This window comes from Bradyrhizobium sp. B120, from assembly GCF_049075665.1.
Lineage (GTDB): Bacteria > Pseudomonadota > Alphaproteobacteria > Rhizobiales > Xanthobacteraceae > Bradyrhizobium.
Window position 1 is genome coordinate 1221043 of record NZ_CP185242.1, and the last position, 17221, is coordinate 1238263.

Annotated in this window: 17 protein-coding genes; 10 read left to right on the forward strand and 7 right to left on the reverse strand. The window is 62.3% G+C overall.

Annotation, left to right across the window (positions count from 1 at the left end; genetic code table 11):
* Positions 1–5: 5 nt before the first annotated feature.
* The gene (locus tag ACOIX3_RS05810) at positions 6–497 is read right to left on the reverse strand and encodes a hypothetical protein (protein ID WP_420968839.1); all 492 of its coding nucleotides are present in this window, start codon (positions 495–497) and stop codon (positions 6–8) included.
* A gap of 251 nt (positions 498–748) precedes the next feature.
* Between ACOIX3_RS05810 and ACOIX3_RS05815 the strand changes: the two genes are divergently transcribed.
* The 5 genes from ACOIX3_RS05815 (at position 749) to ACOIX3_RS05835 (ending at position 6523) form a co-directional block, all read left to right on the forward strand.
* Entirely contained in the window at positions 749–1810 is a 1062-nt protein-coding gene (locus ACOIX3_RS05815) for an amidohydrolase family protein (RefSeq protein ID WP_420968840.1), read from the forward strand.
* Positions 1811–1822: 12 nt separating this feature from the next.
* Complete coding sequence (locus ACOIX3_RS05820) at positions 1823–2935, forward strand: amidohydrolase family protein (protein ID WP_420968841.1); 1113 nt, start codon at positions 1823–1825, stop codon at positions 2933–2935.
* 239 nt (positions 2936–3174) lie between these two features.
* A complete protein-coding gene (locus tag ACOIX3_RS05825) occupies positions 3175–3588 on the forward strand; it encodes a Rieske (2Fe-2S) protein (RefSeq protein WP_420968842.1) in 414 nt (137 codons plus the stop codon).
* 181 nt (positions 3589–3769) lie between these two features.
* Complete coding sequence (locus ACOIX3_RS05830) at positions 3770–4387, forward strand: glutathione S-transferase family protein (protein ID WP_420968843.1); 618 nt, start codon at positions 3770–3772, stop codon at positions 4385–4387.
* Between the two features lie 60 nt (positions 4388–4447).
* Complete coding sequence (locus tag ACOIX3_RS05835) at positions 4448–6523, forward strand: pyridoxamine 5'-phosphate oxidase family protein (protein ID WP_420968844.1); 2076 nt, start codon at positions 4448–4450, stop codon at positions 6521–6523.
* A 33-nt stretch (positions 6524–6556) separates the two neighbouring features.
* Here ACOIX3_RS05835 and ACOIX3_RS05840 read toward each other — a convergent pair whose 3' ends face one another.
* Together ACOIX3_RS05840 and ACOIX3_RS05845 are read right to left on the reverse strand one after the other, a co-directional pair.
* Complete coding sequence (locus ACOIX3_RS05840) at positions 6557–6913, reverse strand: hypothetical protein (protein ID WP_420968845.1); 357 nt, start codon at positions 6911–6913, stop codon at positions 6557–6559.
* 143 nt (positions 6914–7056) lie between these two features.
* A complete protein-coding gene (locus ACOIX3_RS05845; RefSeq protein WP_420968846.1) occupies positions 7057–7632 on the reverse strand; it encodes a TetR/AcrR family transcriptional regulator in 576 nt (191 codons plus the stop codon).
* Positions 7633–7757: 125 nt separating this feature from the next.
* Between ACOIX3_RS05845 and ACOIX3_RS05850 the strand changes: the two genes are divergently transcribed.
* Positions 7758–8735, forward strand: a complete 978-nt coding sequence (locus tag ACOIX3_RS05850; protein ID WP_420968847.1) for a zinc-dependent alcohol dehydrogenase family protein — start codon at positions 7758–7760, stop codon at positions 8733–8735.
* Here the strand turns inward: ACOIX3_RS05850 and ACOIX3_RS05855 are convergent.
* Entirely contained in the window at positions 8732–9496 is a 765-nt protein-coding gene (locus ACOIX3_RS05855) for an IS5 family transposase (RefSeq protein WP_420968848.1), read from the reverse strand. The two genes, ACOIX3_RS05850 and ACOIX3_RS05855, sit on opposite strands and share 4 nt — an antisense overlap.
* Before the next feature lie 230 nt (positions 9497–9726).
* On the reverse strand, positions 9727–10701 hold the full coding sequence (locus tag ACOIX3_RS05860) for a helix-turn-helix domain-containing protein (RefSeq protein WP_212320215.1): 975 nt from the start codon (positions 10699–10701) through the stop codon (positions 9727–9729).
* 162 nt (positions 10702–10863) lie between these two features.
* Here ACOIX3_RS05860 and ACOIX3_RS05865 point away from each other — a divergent pair, with 162 nt between their 5' ends.
* From ACOIX3_RS05865 to ACOIX3_RS05875, 3 genes are all read left to right on the forward strand, one after another.
* Positions 10864–12207 carry a squalene monooxygenase gene (locus tag ACOIX3_RS05865; RefSeq protein WP_420968849.1) on the forward strand — a complete coding sequence of 448 codons (1344 nt, stop codon included), beginning with the start codon at positions 10864–10866 and terminating at the stop codon, positions 12205–12207.
* A gap of 31 nt (positions 12208–12238) precedes the next feature.
* Positions 12239–13474, forward strand: a complete 1236-nt coding sequence (locus tag ACOIX3_RS05870) for an ABC transporter substrate-binding protein (protein WP_420968850.1) — start codon at positions 12239–12241, stop codon at positions 13472–13474.
* Positions 13475–13614: 140 nt separating this feature from the next.
* Positions 13615–14103: a lipocalin-like domain-containing protein gene (locus ACOIX3_RS05875; RefSeq protein ID WP_259224663.1), complete on the forward strand. Its 489-nt coding sequence runs from the start codon at positions 13615–13617 to the stop codon at positions 14101–14103.
* A 48-nt stretch (positions 14104–14151) separates the two neighbouring features.
* Here ACOIX3_RS05875 and ACOIX3_RS05880 read toward each other — a convergent pair whose 3' ends face one another.
* Positions 14152–15165 (reverse strand): acetylserotonin O-methyltransferase, encoded by a 1014-nt coding sequence (locus ACOIX3_RS05880; protein ID WP_259224661.1) that lies wholly within the window; start codon positions 15163–15165, stop codon positions 14152–14154.
* Between the two features lie 8 nt (positions 15166–15173).
* A complete protein-coding gene (locus ACOIX3_RS05885; RefSeq protein WP_420968851.1) occupies positions 15174–16139 on the reverse strand; it encodes a Bug family tripartite tricarboxylate transporter substrate binding protein in 966 nt (321 codons plus the stop codon).
* A gap of 129 nt (positions 16140–16268) precedes the next feature.
* On the opposite strand from ACOIX3_RS05885, the gene ACOIX3_RS05890 reads away from it, so the two are divergent.
* Positions 16269–17210, forward strand: a complete 942-nt coding sequence (locus ACOIX3_RS05890) for a LysR family transcriptional regulator (protein WP_212320226.1) — start codon at positions 16269–16271, stop codon at positions 17208–17210.
* Positions 17211–17221 lie beyond the last annotated feature (11 nt).

Sequence of the window (17221 nt, forward strand, 5' to 3'; positions counted from 1 at the left end):
GCGCTCTAATTCCCCGGCTCAAAGCTGCAGTCGGCGCCGCCGCCGGCCTTGTCCTTGATCACGGCGGGATCGAGCGTGCAGGACAATTTCGACAGCGCTTCGTAGATCGTCCCGGCGGCTCCGTCGCCGGGAACGCCGGCGAGCGCTACGGTCGCGTAGATCGCGTTGGCTTCGCGGCCCTTCACGGTGTGGGTCCTGCTGCCGAAGGTCAGCGCGCAGGAGCGCGAGGTGATGTCGACATTGCTGGCCCGGCAGACGACCTTGTCGGCGGTGACGGTGATCTTCCTGGTGATGCGGACATTGCTGGCGCCGCCAAAGAACGCGGCGACCGCCTTCTTCTCCTTGGCCGGCAGCGACGAGTACGGCGCCACCACGCCGGCAAGCGCCAGCGCGACCGAGCCGGAGGTGGTCGCAGGCGCGGCCCATGCCGCTGTTGAGGCCAGCGACAATGAACATGCGAGGATCGTCAATCGGCCAAGCCTCATTCCAAGTCTCATTCCCGTCTCCTGAAGCTCCGCTTTCCGCGATGCGAAATCGCTAGCATGTCTGACGGCGCGCATGGGTGATGCCGTTCACATGCCATCCCGCAACTTCGCGTGAGGGCGGTGCGCGCACAGGGCAGGGCGGCCCCGCGTGGACCCGCTTGCACGATCGCGCCATCGGCGTCACAGTCCGCTCCGCGGCAGCGATGCCGCCAACAACCAAGACAAGAAGTTCGCTCCGGGGAACGGAACATCTAGGAAGCATCATGGCGGCCACGCGCATCGACTGCGACATCCATCCCGCGGTGGGGGGAACGCGCACCACGCTGCTGCCTTATCTCAGCGATCACTGGAAGGAACAGGTGGTCAGCCGCGCCATCGACGGGCTCGACCTCAACTCTTATCCGCCGTCGATGCCGCTGTCCGGCCGCGCCGACTGGCGGCCGGCCGACGGCCGCAAGCCCGGCAGCGATCTTGCCATGGTGCAGCGCGGCGCCTTCGACCAGCTCGGCGCCAGCCACGCCATCTGCAATGTCGTCTACGGCGCGCAGGCGGTGTTCGATCCCTACATGGCGGCGGACTTCTGCAAGGCGATCAACGACTGGATCGCGGCCGAGTGGCTTGCCAGGGACACGCGGCTGCGGGCCTCGATCGTGGTGCCGATCCAGGCGCCGGATCTTGCGGTCGAGGAGATCGAGCGCCGCGCTGGCGACAACCGTTTCGTCTCGGTGCTGGTGCCCTCGCAGGGCGAGATGCTGCTCGGGCGGCGGCACTACTGGCCGATCTATCAGGCCGCGGAGAAACACAGGCTGCCGATCGCGATCCACGCCGGCAGCGCCTATCGCGGCGCGCCGAGCTCGATCGGCTGGCCCTCCTATCGCTACGAATATTATCTCGCGGAGGCGCAGGCGTTCCAGGCGCAGACATTGAGCCTGATCTATGAGGGCGTGTTCGGGAAGTATCCGGGGTTGACGGTCGTGCTGATGGAGTCGGGCGTCAGCTGGCTGCCCGCCTTCATGTGGCGCGCCAACAAGACCTGGCGCGGCGTCCGCGTCGAGGTGCCGTGGGTCGAGCGCGAGCCGGCCGCGATCATCCGCGACCATTTCCGTGTCACCATGCAGCCGTTCGACGCGCCGATGGATGCAACCGGCGTCGCCGATATCATCGACCAGATCGGCTCCGACAAGATGTTCCTGTTCGCATCCGACTATCCGCACTGGCAGTTCGACGGCGACGATCCGGTCCCGCCGCATTTGCCGAAAAGTCTCATCGAGCGCATGTGTGCCGACAACCCGCTCGAAACCTTTCCGCGTCTCAAGCTGAATTAGGAGGAGGATCGCATGAGTGACGTCATCGACCGCCCGATGCTCGACCAGGAGACCACCGCCGCGACGCGGCTCAAGATCATCGATTGCGACATCCATCCGAGCATTCATGCGCACAGTGACCTCTACGAGTTCCTGCCGAAACGGTGGCAGCAGCATCTCAAGGAATATGGCAGCCATCTGCGCACGCCCTATATCGGCACCACGCCATATCCGCGCTCCTCGCCGCTGATCGCGCGCCGCGATGCGTGGCCGCCGACCGGCGGCGTGCCCGGCTCCGATCTCGATTTCATGCGCAAGCAGCATCTCGATCCGTTCGACGTCGAGTTCGGCATCCTGCAGGTGCTCGACCTCTTCATCTTCTCGCAGCAGAATCTGGAATTCGGCGCCGCGATCCAGCGCGCCATCAACGACTGGCAGCTCGCCTTCTGGGCGCACCGCGATCCCAGGCTGAAGGCCTCGATCCTGGTCGGGCAGGACGGCTCCGACCTCGGCCTCGCCGAGATCGACCGCTGCGCCAAAATCGGTGAGTACATCCAGATCAACGTGTCGCCACGCGCCAACGAACCACTCGGCCGCCGCCGCTACTGGCCGATCTACGAGCGCGCGCAAGAGCTCGATCTGCCGCTCGGCATCCATGTCGGCGGCTATGGCGGCCATGCGCCGACCGGCGGCGGCTGGCCGTCGTATTATTGCGAGGAGCATCAGTCGAACGCGCACACGGTGGCCTCGAACCTCACGAGCCTTGTGCTGGAAGGTGTTCCCGAGCGCTTCCCGAAACTGAAGATCGTGTTCATCGAGGGCGGCTTCGGCTGGATCCCCGCGACGATGTGGCGGATGGATCAGCACTTCGAACGCTTCCGCAGCGAGGTGCCGCATCTGAAGCGCAAGCCGAGCGAATATGTGAAGCAGCACTTCTGGTTCACGACCCAGCCGATCGACGAGCCGGATGAAGCCAAGCACCTGCGCCAGCTGATCGAATGGGTCGGGATCGACCGGCTGCTGTTCTCGTCGGACTATCCGCACTGGGACTATGACGACGCACGCTTCGCCTTCAAGACGCCGCTGACGGACGCCGAGCGGCGCAAGATCTTCAACAGCAACGCCCGCGCGGTTTACAAGTTTTAGGATCGAGATGACCCTGCTTCGGATCGCGCCGCGGACCCCGCGTCACCTCGCCCCGCGTGCGGGGAGAGGTCGGAATGCATCGCTAGATGCATTCCGGGTGAGGGGGAGTCTCCGCGAACGCAGCTATCACCGCATATGCGGGGACAGCCCCCAACCCTCTCCCCGTAAGAACGGGGCGAGGGAGCGCAGCGCCGCCGTGGTCGCTATTCGACCCACTCTCATCACGCACTAGGATTCCGATGGCCCGTCACATCGTCGCGCGCACCAGTGAGATTCCAGCCGGCGGCAACAAGGTGTTCGGTATCGAGGGCCGCGACATCGTCGTGTTCCACGTCAATGGCGAGTTTTTCGCGCTGCTCAATCGCTGTCCGCATGAGGGCGCGCCGCTGGAGAAGGCGGCCTGCGTGGCGCGCCTGACGTCGCCGGAGCCCGGCATCTATCAGCGCGACCGTGTCGGCGAGATGCTGCGCTGTGCGTGGCACGGCTGGGAATTCGACATGCGCAACGGCCAGTCCTGGTTCGATCCCAAGCGATTCAGGATCCGCTCCTATCCGGTCGCAGTCGAAAGCGGCGCCGAGTTGCAGAAGGGGCCGTATGTCGCCGAGACGTTTCCGGTGCACATCGAAGACGATTACGTGATCGTCGAGGTGTGACGGATACGCGTACTGCGCACTTCGTCATGGCCGGGACAAGCCCGGCCATGACGGCGGAGTTTGTTTATTGCGAAATACGCAACAATGAAGTGCTGTCGCTAGCGATTATAATGTGACGTGCAATGGGCCACCTTGAGGTCGCGGTCGGGATAACCCCGCCCACGACATCAGGAACGGCACCATGAAGCTCTATCACTTTGCTCTGTCCGGCCATGCGCATCGCGCCCGCCTGTTCATGTCCCTGCTGGGCATTCCGCACGAGGTGGTCGACGTCGACCTCAGGTCCGCGGCGCAGAAGACGCCGGAATTCCTCGCGCTTAATCCATTCGGCCAAGTGCCGGTGCTCGACGATGACGGCACCATCATTGCCGACTCCAACGCGATCCTCGTCTATCTCGCGACCAAGCTCGGCCGCACCGACTGGCTGCCGCAGGATGCGAAGGCCGCCGCCATGGTGCAGCGCTGGCTGTCGGTTGCCGCCGGCGATCTCGCGTTCGGGCCCGCCGCGGCGCGACTGATCACGGTGTTCGGCGCGAAGTTCAATCCGGACGACGTGATCGCGCGCGCCCACGTCCTGCTGAAGCGGCTCGAAGCCCATCTGGCCGGTCGCGATTGGCTGGTCGGCGCGCAGCCCACGATCGCCGATGTGGCGCTCTACAGCTATTTGTCGAGCGCGCCCGAAGGCAACGTCGATCTCTCCGCCTATCCGCGCGTCAACGCGTTCCTGCGCCGGATCGAGGCGCTGCCGGGCTTCGTGCCGTTTGCCAAGACGCGCGCCGGTTTGGCGGCGGCTGCGTGACATGTCGACCGGGCGTGCCTGCGGGCGCGCCCGTCCGACCCCGAAGGGGAAGGCGATGCGATGGGCGACAGGCGAACCAAGAGCAAGCTCGCGACCTGGCATGCCGGCGAGATGGCGATCCAGCAGAAGGTCGGCGTCGCGGAGAAGATGGCGGCCGTCGGCCAGCGCGCCGTGCGGGATTTCATGCCCGACCAGCATCGCGATTTCTTCGCGCAGATTCCCTTCATCGTGGTCGGCAGCGTCGACCGGCGCGGCGACGTGTGGGCCTCGTTGCTGGCCGGCCGGCCCGGCTTCATCGCCTCGCCGACGCCGAGCAGCCTCGAGATCGATGCGCGGCCGGAGCCCAGCGATCCCGCAAGCGAGGGCATGCGCGAGGGCGATGCGATCGGACTATTGGGAATCGAATTGCACACGCGGCGCCGCAACCGTGCGAACGGACTGCTTCGTGCGTCGTCGGGCAAGGCGCTCAGCTTCGAGCTCGACCAGAGCTTCGGCAATTGTCCGCAATATATCCAACTGCGCGATTTCACGTTCGTGCGCGAGCCGGCTGAACCGTTCAAGGGAGAGATTGAGGAAAGCACGACGCTCGATCAGGCCGCGCGCGACACGATTGCGGCGGCGGATACGTTCTTCGTGGCGTCCTATGCCGAGCGCGAGGATCGCCGCCAGGTCGACGTCTCGCATCGCGGCGGCAGAGCGGGTTTCGTCCGCGTCGCCGCCGACGGCACGCTGACGATCCCCGATTTCGCCGGCAATCTGTTCTTCAACACGCTCGGCAACATCCTCGTCAACGGCAAGGCAGGGCTGCTGTTCGTCGATTTCGAAACCGGCGACATGCTGCAACTGACCGGCGATGCCGAGGTGATTCTGGACTCGCCGGAGATCGCGGCGTTCCAGGGCGCCGAACGGCTCTGGAGCTTCCGCGCCCGCCGCGTGGTGCGCAGGCGCGGGGCGCTGCCGCTGCGCTGGGCGTTCCAGAACGCGGGCTGGTCGCCGAATGCATTGATGACCGGCGATTGGGCGCAGGCTGCCGACCGGCTCCGCGCGGCCGAGCGCGCCACGCAGTGGCGCCCGTTCAAGATCACCAAGATCATCGACGAGAGCCGTTCGATCCGCTCGTTTCATCTGCAGCCGGACGATGGCGCAGGGCTGCTCCCGCACCAGGCCGGACAGCATCTGCCGATCCGCCTCGCATTGCCCGGTGCCGACAGACCGGTAATCCGCACCTACACACTGTCGGTCGCGCCGTCGGACGGCATGTACCGGATCAGCGTGAAGCGCGATGGCCTGGTGTCGCAGCATCTCCACGACGCGATCCATGTCGGCGACATCATCGAGGTGCGGGCGCCGAGCGGCGGCTTCACGATCGATGCGCGCGAGAAGCGGCCGGCGGTGCTGCTTGCCGGCGGCGTCGGCATCACGCCGATGCTGGCGATGCTGCGCCACGTGGTCTATGAAGGGCTGCGCACCCGCGGCATCCGGCCGACCTTCCTGTTCCAGGCCGCGCATGCCAGGCCCGAGCGCGCGTTCGGCAACGAGTTGCAGCAATTGGCCGATGCCGCAGGTGGCGCAGTCCGGATCGTCCGCGTCCTCAGCGACATCGATGGCGCCGCGCAGGGCACGGACTACGACGCCGCGGGGCGGATCGACATGGCGCTGCTGTCGCGCGTCCTGCCATTCAACGATTACGATTTCTATCTGTGCGGGCCGCCGCAGTTCACCCAATCGCTCTATGACGCCCTGAGCGGCTACAACATTGCCGACGGCCGGATTCACGCCGAGGCTTTTGGTCCATCGTCGCTGGTGCGCAAGCCGGACGTCGCCACCACAGCGCCGCCGCGCCGGCCGGCTGCGACCACGCCGGTTCCGGTCGCCTTCACCGCATCGATGAAGGAAGCGCGCTGGACGCCGGAATCCGGAACGCTGCTCGAGCTGGCGGAGGAGCGCGGCCTCAGCCCGGCGTTCAGTTGCCGGGAAGGCAATTGCGGAAGCTGTCGAACCAGGTTGCTGGCAGGCGCCGTAACCTATCTGAAGGAGCCGACCGCCGAGGTGGCTGACGATGAGGTGCTGATCTGCTGCGCGGTCCCGGCGAAGCCGGATGGCGACGGCGTGGAGCGGGTCCAGCTGGACCTCTGATCCGCCGAGTTCGCCGACACGCAAGCCGGCTGCTCAGCCCATGCTGCCCGGCATGAAGCAGCGCGGCCGCGGGTGGCCATCGATGTAGTACGGCCAGACCATGGTGCGGCCGGCGCGGTTCGGGCCGGCGACGACGGCGTCCTCGGGAACGTCGACCCACTCGCCCTCGAGGCGGACGCGATAGTGGCCGTCCTTGGTGTCCCAATCGGCATCGTCGACGCGCTGCGCGTCGCTGCCGTCGCAGCAGGGTCCCTTGCCGCTGTGCAGGCTCTCATACCAGCCGTTCAACTCGGGATGCTGGTGATCATGGGCTTGCACCGGGCCGATCGCCGGCAGCGCCAGCAGGCCGGTGATGGCAAAAAGCGTCGCACGCCAAGACGGTTTGTTCATCTGATCCCAGATCCGGAAAGGCCCAGCAGCCAATCCGGACATGGTCATCACGCGCGCGACATCAATAAGATGATGATCGTCATATATTCACATTCATGCGAGGGCACGGCGTGCCGCCGGGCCAGGGCCTGCTACCGCCAAACTCAGGCGAGCAGGCCCATCACCTGGTCGATCACGGCCTTCACCCGTTTTGAATCCGGCCTTTGGTGCGCCAGCGCCAGCAGCCCGGCATGCACCACCATGATGGTGTGCGCGGTGACGTCGGGGTCAAACCCCTTCCTGAACTGGGCGCGGTCGGCGCGCAGCCGCGTGCGCAACAGCTCTTCGAGCCGCCGGTTGTAGCGCTCGATGCTCCTGCGGAGCTCGGCCTGGTCGAGCGAGCCGTCGGTCGCGGAATTGATCGACAGGCAGCCGCGCTGTCCCTTCTCGCCCGAGCAATAGGGAATGAAGCCGGTGAGCCACTGCCTGATCGCCTCACGGGCGGGCACAGGCTGGGCCAGGGTGCGCTCGGCCCAGCCCAGGATGCCGTCGTGATAGCGGTCGAGCACTTTCAGGAACAACGCGTTCTTGTCGCCGAACGCTGCGTAGAGGCTGGGCTTCGCGACGCCACTTGCGGCCGTGATCTCGTCGAGCGAGGTCGCCTGGAATCCCTTCTGCCAGAATACCTGACGGGCGATTTCCAGGACATCGTCCGGATCGAAGCTGCGCGGCCTTGCCATACTGCCCTTTTATGTACTCCTGCGTCGGATGTGAAGCCTTCATCTTGCTGTGAAGGTGGTTAGGGCCATTGACGGCACCTGCGTTCTGTACTTACTAGTACATAACGAAATCGGGAGATGGTGCCATGAAGGCTGTTCAGGTCGTTGCGTTCGGACGTGCTCAGGATGTGGTCAAGCTCAACGAGGTGCCCGACGTCGGCAGCCCCGGTCCCAACGAGGTCGTGGTCGCAGTCGAGGCTGCGCCGATCAACAACTCGGATTTCATGATCATCGCCGGGCGCTACGGCTATCTGCCGACGCCGCCGGCGACGCTCGGGATCGAGGGCGTCGGGCGGGTGGTTGCCGCGGGATCGCAGGTCAAGAACCTGAAGGTCGGCGATCGCACGTTGATCCCGTTCACGGTCCCGACCTGGACCGAACGCGTCAAGTTCACGGCGTCGTGGCAGCGGCCGCTGCCTGAGCAAGCCGACGTCCAGCAACTCTCGATGATCGGGGTCAACCCGGCGACCGCCTATCTGCTGCTGACCGATTTCGTGAAGATCCCGCAGGGCGGATGGGTGATCCAGAACGGCGCCAATTCGGCGACGGCGCGGGCGGTGATCGCGGTTGCCAAGTCGCTCGGGCTCAAGACGGTCAACGTCGTCCGGCGCGAGGAGGTCGTGGGTGAGGTCAAGTCGGTCGGCGGCGATATCGTGCTGGTCGACGGGCCGGATCTCGCCAAGCGGGTGGCGAAGGAGACCGGCGGGGCGCCGATCCTGCTGGCGCTCGACGTCGTCGGCGGCACATCGGCTCTAAACCTGATGAACTGCCTGGCGCCGAAGGCGGTACTCGTCATCTACAGCGCGATGAGCGGACAGCCGTTCTCCGGCTCGGCCTTGAGCGTGATTTTCAATGAAGTATCCGTGCGCGGCTTCTGGCTCGGCCATTGGGGCAAGACTGCAACCGATGAAGCCCTGGGCAGGATGTACGACCATCTCGTGCCCATGGTCGCATCCGGCGCGATCAGCGCGCCGGTGGTCGGGAGCTATGGCCTCGAGGGATTCCCGGAAGCCATCGCGCAGGCGGCAGCATTCAAGGGCAAAGTCATCTTCACCCCGAACTAGGGCGCGGACTCATAACGCGCGGCCAGCCATAGACGGATGGATGCGAGTTGGACGAAGGCAAGGTAGTTTTCCGCAAGCCTGTCGTAGCGCGTCGCGACCCGACGGCATTGCTTGATCCTGTTGAAGAACCGTTCGACGCGATTGCGAGCGCGATAGAGGTAAGGGCTAAAGCAGATCGGATCGCTGCGGTTGCGTTTCGGCGGGATGTTGGCCCACGCGCCCTTCTTCATGGCAAGCTCCCTGATCCAGTCGGCGTCATAGCCACGGTCGGCAAGCAGCATTGATCCGGATTTGAGACGAGACAGCAGTTTTCCGGCAAGTCGAACGTCGTGCGCCTCGCCTGGGCTCAACGCAAGCCGAACAGGCAGACCATTGCCATCGACTAACGCATGGATCTTGCTCGTCAAGCCACCGCGTGATCTTCCCATCGACTGGTGCTGGTTCCTTCTAATGCAGGCCGCCTGCTGATGCACACGGACAATCGAGGTGTCGATCATCTGGACAGCGGCATCATGGGCAGTCGCAAGCGCATCTATGATATCGCCCCACACGCCCGCCCGTCGCCAACGAACGAACCGATTGTAGCAAGTCGTGTACGGTCCGAAGTTTTCTGGCAGGTCGCGGCATGGCGCTCCGGATCGCAATATCCAGAAGATACCGTTGAGGACGCGACGGTCATTCACTCGCGGCACGCCGCGCGACTTATTCGGCAGCATCGGCTTAATGGCAAACCACTCATAGTCCGTGAGTTCGTAGCGCATGATTCGGCCCCTCCGACTGGATGGCTTGAATCATGGTTCGGCCGTCGGGCTCAACTGGTCGGTATCCGTCCGAAAGCGGACCTATATGCCCACCTTGAGTTTTGTCGTTCATGACCCCAAAGCAGGCAAAGAGCAAACTCGACGAAATAAGCGTCCGATGGTCTCTCGTGGCGGCGGTTTCGGTGCGAAGTTGATTGCGGTTCGCGCATAGTCGAGCGTCGGTAACGCTCCTATTTCGTCCTCAACCCGGTCTCATTCCTGATGTCGGATGGTGTCGCGTTGTAGCGCCGGCGAAATGCCCTGTTGAAGTAGGACAGGTCGTTGAACCCGAGGTCGAAGGCGATCGTACTGATCGCCCGCCGCGAATGGAGAGGGCTTCTCAAATCATGATAGGCCCGGGCCAAGCGCTGGCCGACCACGAACTCGGAGTAGGTGATGCCCTCGTTCTCGAACAGCTTGTGCAGATAACGCACGCTCACGCGATTACGGGTCGCGACCATCGTCGCGTTCAGCGTGCCATCATCGAGGTTGGCAACGATATCGGCCTTGATCGCGGCCAGCCGGACTGCGCCCAGCGTTCTGTCCGCGGCGACCGCCCTGGCGTCGCTGCTCGCCCCGAGTGCCAGCGCCACGAGATCGTGGAAGTGGCTGATGATCAGGCGCTGCGAAGCCGGTGCCGCCAAAGCCTCGTCGTCGGCGACGACGTCGAGATATTTTCGGAGGAGGCTCAGCCCGCTTGTATCCCTCGCTAAGCGTCGCATCGTTATGTTTTCGAGCTTGGGAACAAGCTGTGCAATCGCAGACCGGGGCAAGCGAATTCCAGCGATCTTGACGGATGACGGCGAGGTCATGGTCCAAGTGGCCTCCTCGTTCGTCATCAGCACGGCATCTCCATCACTGAGCATCATCTCGCGGCCGCGCCGGCTTCCCACGGTCGTCCCATGCAGGGTCATGCAGAGATAGAGGTGGTCACCCTCTTGCCGCACGCCCTCGCGGCGGATGCTCGTATAGCCCGCCGTCAGGATGCGGAGCCCGGGCATCGTGCGGTTGACAAGATCAACCTGCGGCACAGCGTTGCCGTAGCGAACAAATTTGGTCGGCAGCAGGCCGCGCTCATGCAGCTCTTCGAGCGTTTTGCCCCGTGCTGCTTCCGGCAAAGCGCGGCTTGAGAACCGAACGACAGTGTAGTCTGGCGCCGAATTCATCATTAGCCACCCCGCTGCAAGGGCCAATACGGACCGCACTCCAGTCTAGCAAACAGGGCACTTTAGTCCAAGCCGGCCTTCGCTTCAGTCCAAGATTGCTTGACCATGACCGCTTAAAGCCATGGCGAGCGAATGTTCGACGTAATTGGACCGGCAGGGAACATGCCAAAATCGATCGGCCGGCACGCAATCGTTGTCGGAGCCGGCATGGCGGGGCTCGCTGCCGCGAAAGCCCTGTCGTCGTTCTTCGACGCAGTCACCGTGCTGGAGCGTGACGCGCTGCCGTCTGCGCCGATCGCGCGTAGTGGCACGCCGCAGGCCCGGCAAATCCATGTTCTGCTCAAAGGCGGCCTCGACGCGCTGAGCGAGCTCATGCCGGACTTCGAAACGGAGCTTGAGCGCGCCGGCGCCGTCCGCGTGCGGGTCGGCTCTCAATCTCTGCTCGAATTTCCGGGCTTTGATCCGTTTCCGCGGCGCGATCTCGCCTTCGACTATCTCAGCATGACGCGGCCACTGCTGGAATTGGTGGCGAGGCGCCTAGTCCAGCGAGACAGCACCATCACGCTGAACCAACATTGTCGCGTCACGGAATTTCTGCAGGCGCCAGGCAGGGACGGTGTGGCGGGTGTGCGCTACGAACATGGGAACGCCAGCCACGAGCTTGCGGCTGATTTGGTCGTCGACGCATCGTCGCGCGGTGCGCTCACACTGGATTTCCTGGACAGGATAGGCCTGCCGAGACCGAAAGAGACGGAAATCGGCATCGACCTGCGTTACGCGACGGCGATGTTCGAGATTCCGTCTGACGCGCCGCCCGACTGGCGGGCGGTGCTGCATCGGCCTTCCCTCGGCAACTGCCGTGGCGGCTTACTTGTCCCGGTCGAGAACAATTGCTGGCAAGTCAACCTGACGACCCTTCATGGCGAGCCGGTGCCAGAAAACGTCGCGGAGTTCATCGCTTTTGCGAGGACGATGCGAACGCAGACGATCCACGACGCGATTGCTCGCGCAAGGCCTGTCGGACCGATCTACCGGTTCGGCTTTCCCTGCAGCATTCGCCGGCATTTCGAAGCGCTTGAACGCTTTCCGAGCCGTCTACTGCCGCTCGGCGATGTGATCTGTCGATTCAATCCGGCGTTCGGCCAGGGAATGAGTGTCGCCGCGCAGCAAGCCGGGGCCCTGAGATGGCTGATCGAGGCGCGAATCTCGAATGCCGATCCGCTCGCCGGCATCGCATGGCCTTTTTTCGAGGTGGTACAGGACTTCCTCGCGGCACCTTGGGCGACGGCCGAGAGCGACTTCATTCACGAGAAGACACGTGGCCAGTGCCCGCATGATTTTAAGGAGCGGCTGAACTTCAATTCTGGGCTGCTGCGGCTCGCTTCCGAAGATGCAATTGTGCATCGGACCATGAGCGAGGTGAGCCACCTCGTGAAGCCGTCCAGCGCCCTGCGCGCTCCCGAGATCGTCAACCGGGTCTCGGCGCTGTTGGCGGTCTCGATCTGATCCCGGACTGTCACTGCCAGGAGGATATCCGATGCTCCATCTTGCCAGAACACTGATGCCGGCTCTTGCAGGCTTCAGCCTGCTCGTCGGCACTGCGTCCGCGGAAAAGCAGTACGGCCCGGGGGTGAGCGACACCGAGATCAGGATCGGCAACATCATGCCGTACAGCGGCCCGGCCTCGGCCTATAGCATCATCGGCAAGACGATGAGCGCTTACTTCCGCATGATCAACGACGTCGGCGGCATTAACGGTCGCAAGATCACCTTCATCTCCAATGATGACGGCTACAGTCCGCCGAAGACCGTAGAGCAGGCACGAAAACTGGTCGAGAGCGATGAGGTGTTTCTGATCTTTGCGCCGCTTGGCACCGCCACCAATGCCGCCATTCAGAAGTACATGAACACCATGCGCGTGCCGCAGCTCTTCGTCCTGAGTGGCGCCTCGCGCTGGGGCGACCCCGGGCATTTTCCATGGACGATTGGCTTGCAACCCAACTACCGCGCTGAAGCGCGCGTCTATGCCGCGTATATTCTGAAGCAACATCCCGACGCCAGGATCGGCATCCTCTATCAGAACGATGATTTCGGAAGGGACTATATACTTGGATTGAAGGATGTGCTGCGGGACAGCTACGACAGAATGGTCGTTGCCAGCATGCCCTATGAAACCAGCATTCCAACAGTAGACTCGCAGGTGGTCGCGATCAAGGCTGCCAATCCCGATATCCTCCTCAATATTGCGACGCCAAAATTTGCTGCCCAGGCGATCAAGAAGGTCGCCGAACTCAATTGGCACCCCGTCCATATCGTGACGAATATATCGGTTTCGGTCGGAGCCGTGCTGAAACCCGCCGGGCTCGACAACGCCAAAGGTATTCTCAGCGCAGCTTTCCAGATGGACGTCACGGATCCGCAGTGGGATAGTCGCCCAGGCATGCTGCGCTTCCGGGCCTTCATGGCAAAATACTATCCTGAAGCAAATCGTTCAGAGAGCGGTCCAATGATCGCCTTCATCGCGGCGAACGCGCTGGTCGAGGTGCTGAAGCGATGCGGCGACGATCTCACTCGCGACAACGTCATGAAAATGGTGGCTAACCTCGATTTGGAGATTGATGGCTTGATTCCTGGCATTCGTGTGAAGACCACTGAAACTGACTTCTATCCGGTTGAACAGGTGCAAATGATGCGTTTCACCGGTGAACGGTGGGAGGCATTCGGCCCGATATTGGACGGCCGCGACGGGACGATTGTCCCTTCTCCGAACTAGCCGCGGCTGCAAACGCCCGTTTGCGAACCGTGGCAACAGTCGCCACAAAGGGCCTTACGCTTCTTTCCAGCCGCTCAATTCCTGCGCTAGTATCAGTCCACCGACTACCAAAAGGGCAGAGCATTGGAGGGAAACTCCTTATGTCCACTTTAAGATGCCTTGTTGCCATCGTGGGGTTGATTATGGCGGCGGATCCGAGCTTTGCCGATGATCGTGAGAATGTAATCGGCATCTGGAAACTAGTTTCTCAAGAAATTGAAATTCAAGCCACCGGGCAAAAAGAATCCGTCTTCGGACGCTCCCCTACGGGATATGCAATTTTCACGGCTGAGGGCCGTGTAATGTTTGTTCTGACTGCAGAGGGGCGCAAGCTACCACAAACGGTCGAAGATCGCGCCGATCTGCTAAACAGCATGGCCGCCTACACTGGCATGTACCGTCTCGAAGGGGACAAATGGATTACGAAAGTGGATGTTGCTTGGAACCCTGAATGGGTGGGTACCGAGCAAACACGCTTCTTCAAGTTAGACGGAGATCGTCTCCAAGTTACTTCGACGTGGCGAATAATGCCAAACTGGGCAGATAAGGGGATGCAGAGGAGCCTCCTTGTATTTGAAAAAGCGAAATAGAAGTTTGAACAACTTACCTTCCGCATAGCCGGGGTCGGCTTCCAAGTCTCAACAAAGCCGCGACTCGGTCAGATTAAAGCGGCCGGCGCGGAGAACCGCGACGGGGCGAAAGCCACTCTCGGTCAGGAGCCAATGATATTCCCTTTCGGTCCGCTCCCGTCCACCTGGACCGCGCAGCATGTTTAAATCGCTCATCGCGCACGACCTGTCCGCGTTATCGGTGCCGGGTAATTCCGACATCGCACGTTCGACTAATAGCAGTCTGCCTTTTTGGGGAAGCGCTTTGCGGCAGTTTCCCAAAATGATGCGACTGCGCTCATCATCCCAGTCGTGAATAATGCTTTTCAAGATAATCGCATCGGCCACTGCAGGCACCGCGCGAAAGAAATCGCCTGCAACAAATTCGACGCGGTCGGAGATTCCGAGGTGCCCGAAGTACTGGTTGGCGGCGTCGGCGCACCTCGGCAGATCGAAAACCGTTCCTTTGATATTCGAGTATTCTCTCGCTACGGCGCCCATGAGTTCCCCGGAGCCGCCTCCGACATCCATCAAGTGGGAGATCGAGCCAAAGTCGTAGGCCTGCAGCAGATCGTGCGTGACCAGCCGTGTCAGGTCTGTCATCGCTTCATTGAACATCCGCACATGCTCTGGCGTGCGCGCCATCAGATCGAAATTGTCGTCGACGTCCTGGAGTTGGGCAGCCGTCTTCCCCGACATGATCGAATCCAGAAGACCATCCCACCTCCTGACCAGCATGGAGCCTTCGAAGATGACCCAGTTCTTCAACGATCGTTCAGCAGCACCGTCGAGCGAGGCTCCCAGTTCGGTTAGCAAGTACCGGCCTTCGCCAACGCGAGAGCAAATGCCGACGGTCGAGAGAGCGACGAGCAGGCGGGCCAGCGCGTCCCGGTCCGCGTGGGTTCGGCTCGCGAGTTCTTCGACCGTTCGCGGTCCGTCGCGCAGAAATTCGGCAAGGCCCAACTTGGCTGCGACATGGATCACAGCTGTCACACGGTGCGATTGAACAAGGTCCAACAAATGTTCGGAGGGATCGGTGGTCATGTGCCGCCCTAATCTTCAATCGGGAATCCTGATGCCCTCACGATCGGCCCCCAGCGGTCGAGGTCGGTGCGCTGGATATGTTTAAGTTCGTCCGAAGTCGTTCCTGTTGGTTCGCACCCCATGGCATGAATCTTTGCGCGCATTTCGGGATCGCTCCCGATTGCAATGATCTCGTTTCCCAGGCGCTCAACGGACTGACGGGAAGAATGGGCAGGCGCATAGAATGCGAACCATCCGGACGCATCGATATCGATCCCGCTCTCCTTGAGAGTCGCGGTTTGGGGTAGGAAGGAAGATCGAGCGGTGGCTGCGGTGGCGATGATCCGTATGCCACCATCCCGGTGTTGCTCCAGGAGTTCGGAAACAAACGCCATATACATCGGGACCCGGCCGGCCAGCACATCCGGGAGGGCAGCAGACGTACCCTTATAGGGCGTGTGGCGCAGGTTCAGGCCTGTGATCCGACCAAACTCCCCGCAGATAAAATGAGGTGCTGTACCCGCTCCGGGCGAGCCGTACACGGCCTCTGCAGGATTGGCTTTCATCCAGTCGATGAGCTCATGCGCTGAATGGATGGGCAGCTTCCCGCTGACCGCCAGAGCCAGATCGACCGTCATCACCTGCGAAAGGGGCACAAAGTCGCGCTCTGCATCATATCCCAGGCTCCTGAAGAGATGCGGCTGAAGCGTGAATTGCGAAGCGGAAGCAAACAGCACCGCTTCCTCGCCCGGTGCGGCATTCTTGACCGCCTGCGCGCCAATGCGGCCGCCGGCGCCAGCAAGGTTCTCCACAATGGCCACCTTCCCGAGCCTGGTATGGAGCTGCTCGGCGAACAGCCGGGCGATCGAATCTCCCGACCCGCCAGGCGCGAATGGAAACACAATTTTCAGCGGCTGGTCGGCAGCAACAATGGGTAAAGGAAGAGCCAGAGCCGAAAACCCGCCCAGTATGGCGCGACGCGAGTAAAGCTGCATGGCGTTCTCCATGTGCTTCGGACAGCAACGCGACGATCCGGCCGGCTTTGCACCTCGCTATCCTGAAGCACTAAGGCTATAACCGGAAATCGCATTTTCCTATCGGGCTATAACGTGAGGTGAATACTCATGCAGTGGCAGGACCGCATCGGCCGACGCCTGCGTCTCAAGGATCTGCATACGCTCCAGACTGTCGCAGAGGTCGGCAGCATGGCCAAAGCGTCTCACCGTCTTGGATTGTCGCAGCCGGCAATCTCCAAGGCCATCACCGACATGGAGCACGCCGTCGGCGCTGCGCTGCTGGATCGCACCTCGCGCGGGGTTGAACTCACTGAGTGCGGTCGCCTTCTTGTCGATCGCACGCGCGTCGCTTTCGACGAAATAAAGCTAGGTGTTACCGACATTGTACAAAGGTCAGATCCGGCGCAAGGGCTCGTTGCGATCGGTATAACGGAGCCGGTCACCGCGATCGTTACTGAAATTATCGGACATCTCGTCCGCAGATATCCAGGCATCAGGTATCATATCACGATAGGTGATCGGGATGCGCTGGAGCATGCCCTGCGCCAGAGAATCCTCGATCTCGCCATAACGCGTTGGGCGCCGTTGCCGGTCGCCGATGATTTGTCCGCGGAGGTGCTGTTTAGATCCTCCCTTGCGGTAATGGCGGAGCGACGGCATCCGCTCCTGCGATCGAAGAAGAAGTTGAAGCTCGCAGAACTTATGCAAGAGCAATGGACGCTCTCGCCGCCCGATTCTTTTTTGGGGCGTACCGGCGTCGAGCTATTTCGGCGACATAACCTGCCGCTTCCGCAAACGACCGTCACCACGATTTCAATCTACATGCGGTTGAATCTGTTGGCGAGCAGCCGGTTTATAACCCTATTGCCAATGCAGATACTCAGAATGCGATCGAGCAGCGCATGGCTGCGCGCGCTGAACGTCGATCTTGGCGATACCTCCGCCCCGATTGCCTCAATCACCTTGAAGGGGCGACGGGCCGGAGGTGCCGTCAAATTATTCCAAGAGGCCAGCCGGGAGGTCTGTAAGGCGCTGGTTGGAGTGAGCTGATTGGTCCGAGC

Bases quoted from the DNA above. Each gene is read 5' to 3' on its own strand.
- ACOIX3_RS05810 (WP_420968839.1), bottom strand. From the start codon at position 497: ATGAGACTTGGAATGAGGCTTGGCCGATTGACGATCCTCGCATGTTCA.
- ACOIX3_RS05815 (WP_420968840.1), top strand. From the start codon at position 749: ATGGCGGCCACGCGCATCGACTGCGACATCCATCCCGCGGTGGGGGGA.
- ACOIX3_RS05820 (WP_420968841.1), top strand. From the start codon at position 1,823: ATGAGTGACGTCATCGACCGCCCGATGCTCGACCAGGAGACCACCGCC.
- ACOIX3_RS05825 (WP_420968842.1), top strand. From the start codon at position 3,175: ATGGCCCGTCACATCGTCGCGCGCACCAGTGAGATTCCAGCCGGCGGC.
- ACOIX3_RS05830 (WP_420968843.1), top strand. From the start codon at position 3,770: ATGAAGCTCTATCACTTTGCTCTGTCCGGCCATGCGCATCGCGCCCGC.
- ACOIX3_RS05835 (WP_420968844.1), top strand. From the start codon at position 4,448: ATGGGCGACAGGCGAACCAAGAGCAAGCTCGCGACCTGGCATGCCGGC.
- ACOIX3_RS05840 (WP_420968845.1), bottom strand. From the start codon at position 6,913: ATGAACAAACCGTCTTGGCGTGCGACGCTTTTTGCCATCACCGGCCTG.
- ACOIX3_RS05845 (WP_420968846.1), bottom strand. From the start codon at position 7,632: ATGGCAAGGCCGCGCAGCTTCGATCCGGACGATGTCCTGGAAATCGCC.
- ACOIX3_RS05850 (WP_420968847.1), top strand. From the start codon at position 7,758: ATGAAGGCTGTTCAGGTCGTTGCGTTCGGACGTGCTCAGGATGTGGTC.
- ACOIX3_RS05855 (WP_420968848.1), bottom strand. From the start codon at position 9,496: ATGCGCTACGAACTCACGGACTATGAGTGGTTTGCCATTAAGCCGATG.
- ACOIX3_RS05860 (WP_212320215.1), bottom strand. From the start codon at position 10,701: ATGAATTCGGCGCCAGACTACACTGTCGTTCGGTTCTCAAGCCGCGCT.
- ACOIX3_RS05865 (WP_420968849.1), top strand. From the start codon at position 10,864: ATGCCAAAATCGATCGGCCGGCACGCAATCGTTGTCGGAGCCGGCATG.
- ACOIX3_RS05870 (WP_420968850.1), top strand. From the start codon at position 12,239: ATGCTCCATCTTGCCAGAACACTGATGCCGGCTCTTGCAGGCTTCAGC.
- ACOIX3_RS05875 (WP_259224663.1), top strand. From the start codon at position 13,615: ATGTCCACTTTAAGATGCCTTGTTGCCATCGTGGGGTTGATTATGGCG.
- ACOIX3_RS05880 (WP_259224661.1), bottom strand. From the start codon at position 15,165: ATGACCACCGATCCCTCCGAACATTTGTTGGACCTTGTTCAATCGCAC.
- ACOIX3_RS05885 (WP_420968851.1), bottom strand. From the start codon at position 16,139: ATGCAGCTTTACTCGCGTCGCGCCATACTGGGCGGGTTTTCGGCTCTG.
- ACOIX3_RS05890 (WP_212320226.1), top strand. From the start codon at position 16,269: ATGCAGTGGCAGGACCGCATCGGCCGACGCCTGCGTCTCAAGGATCTG.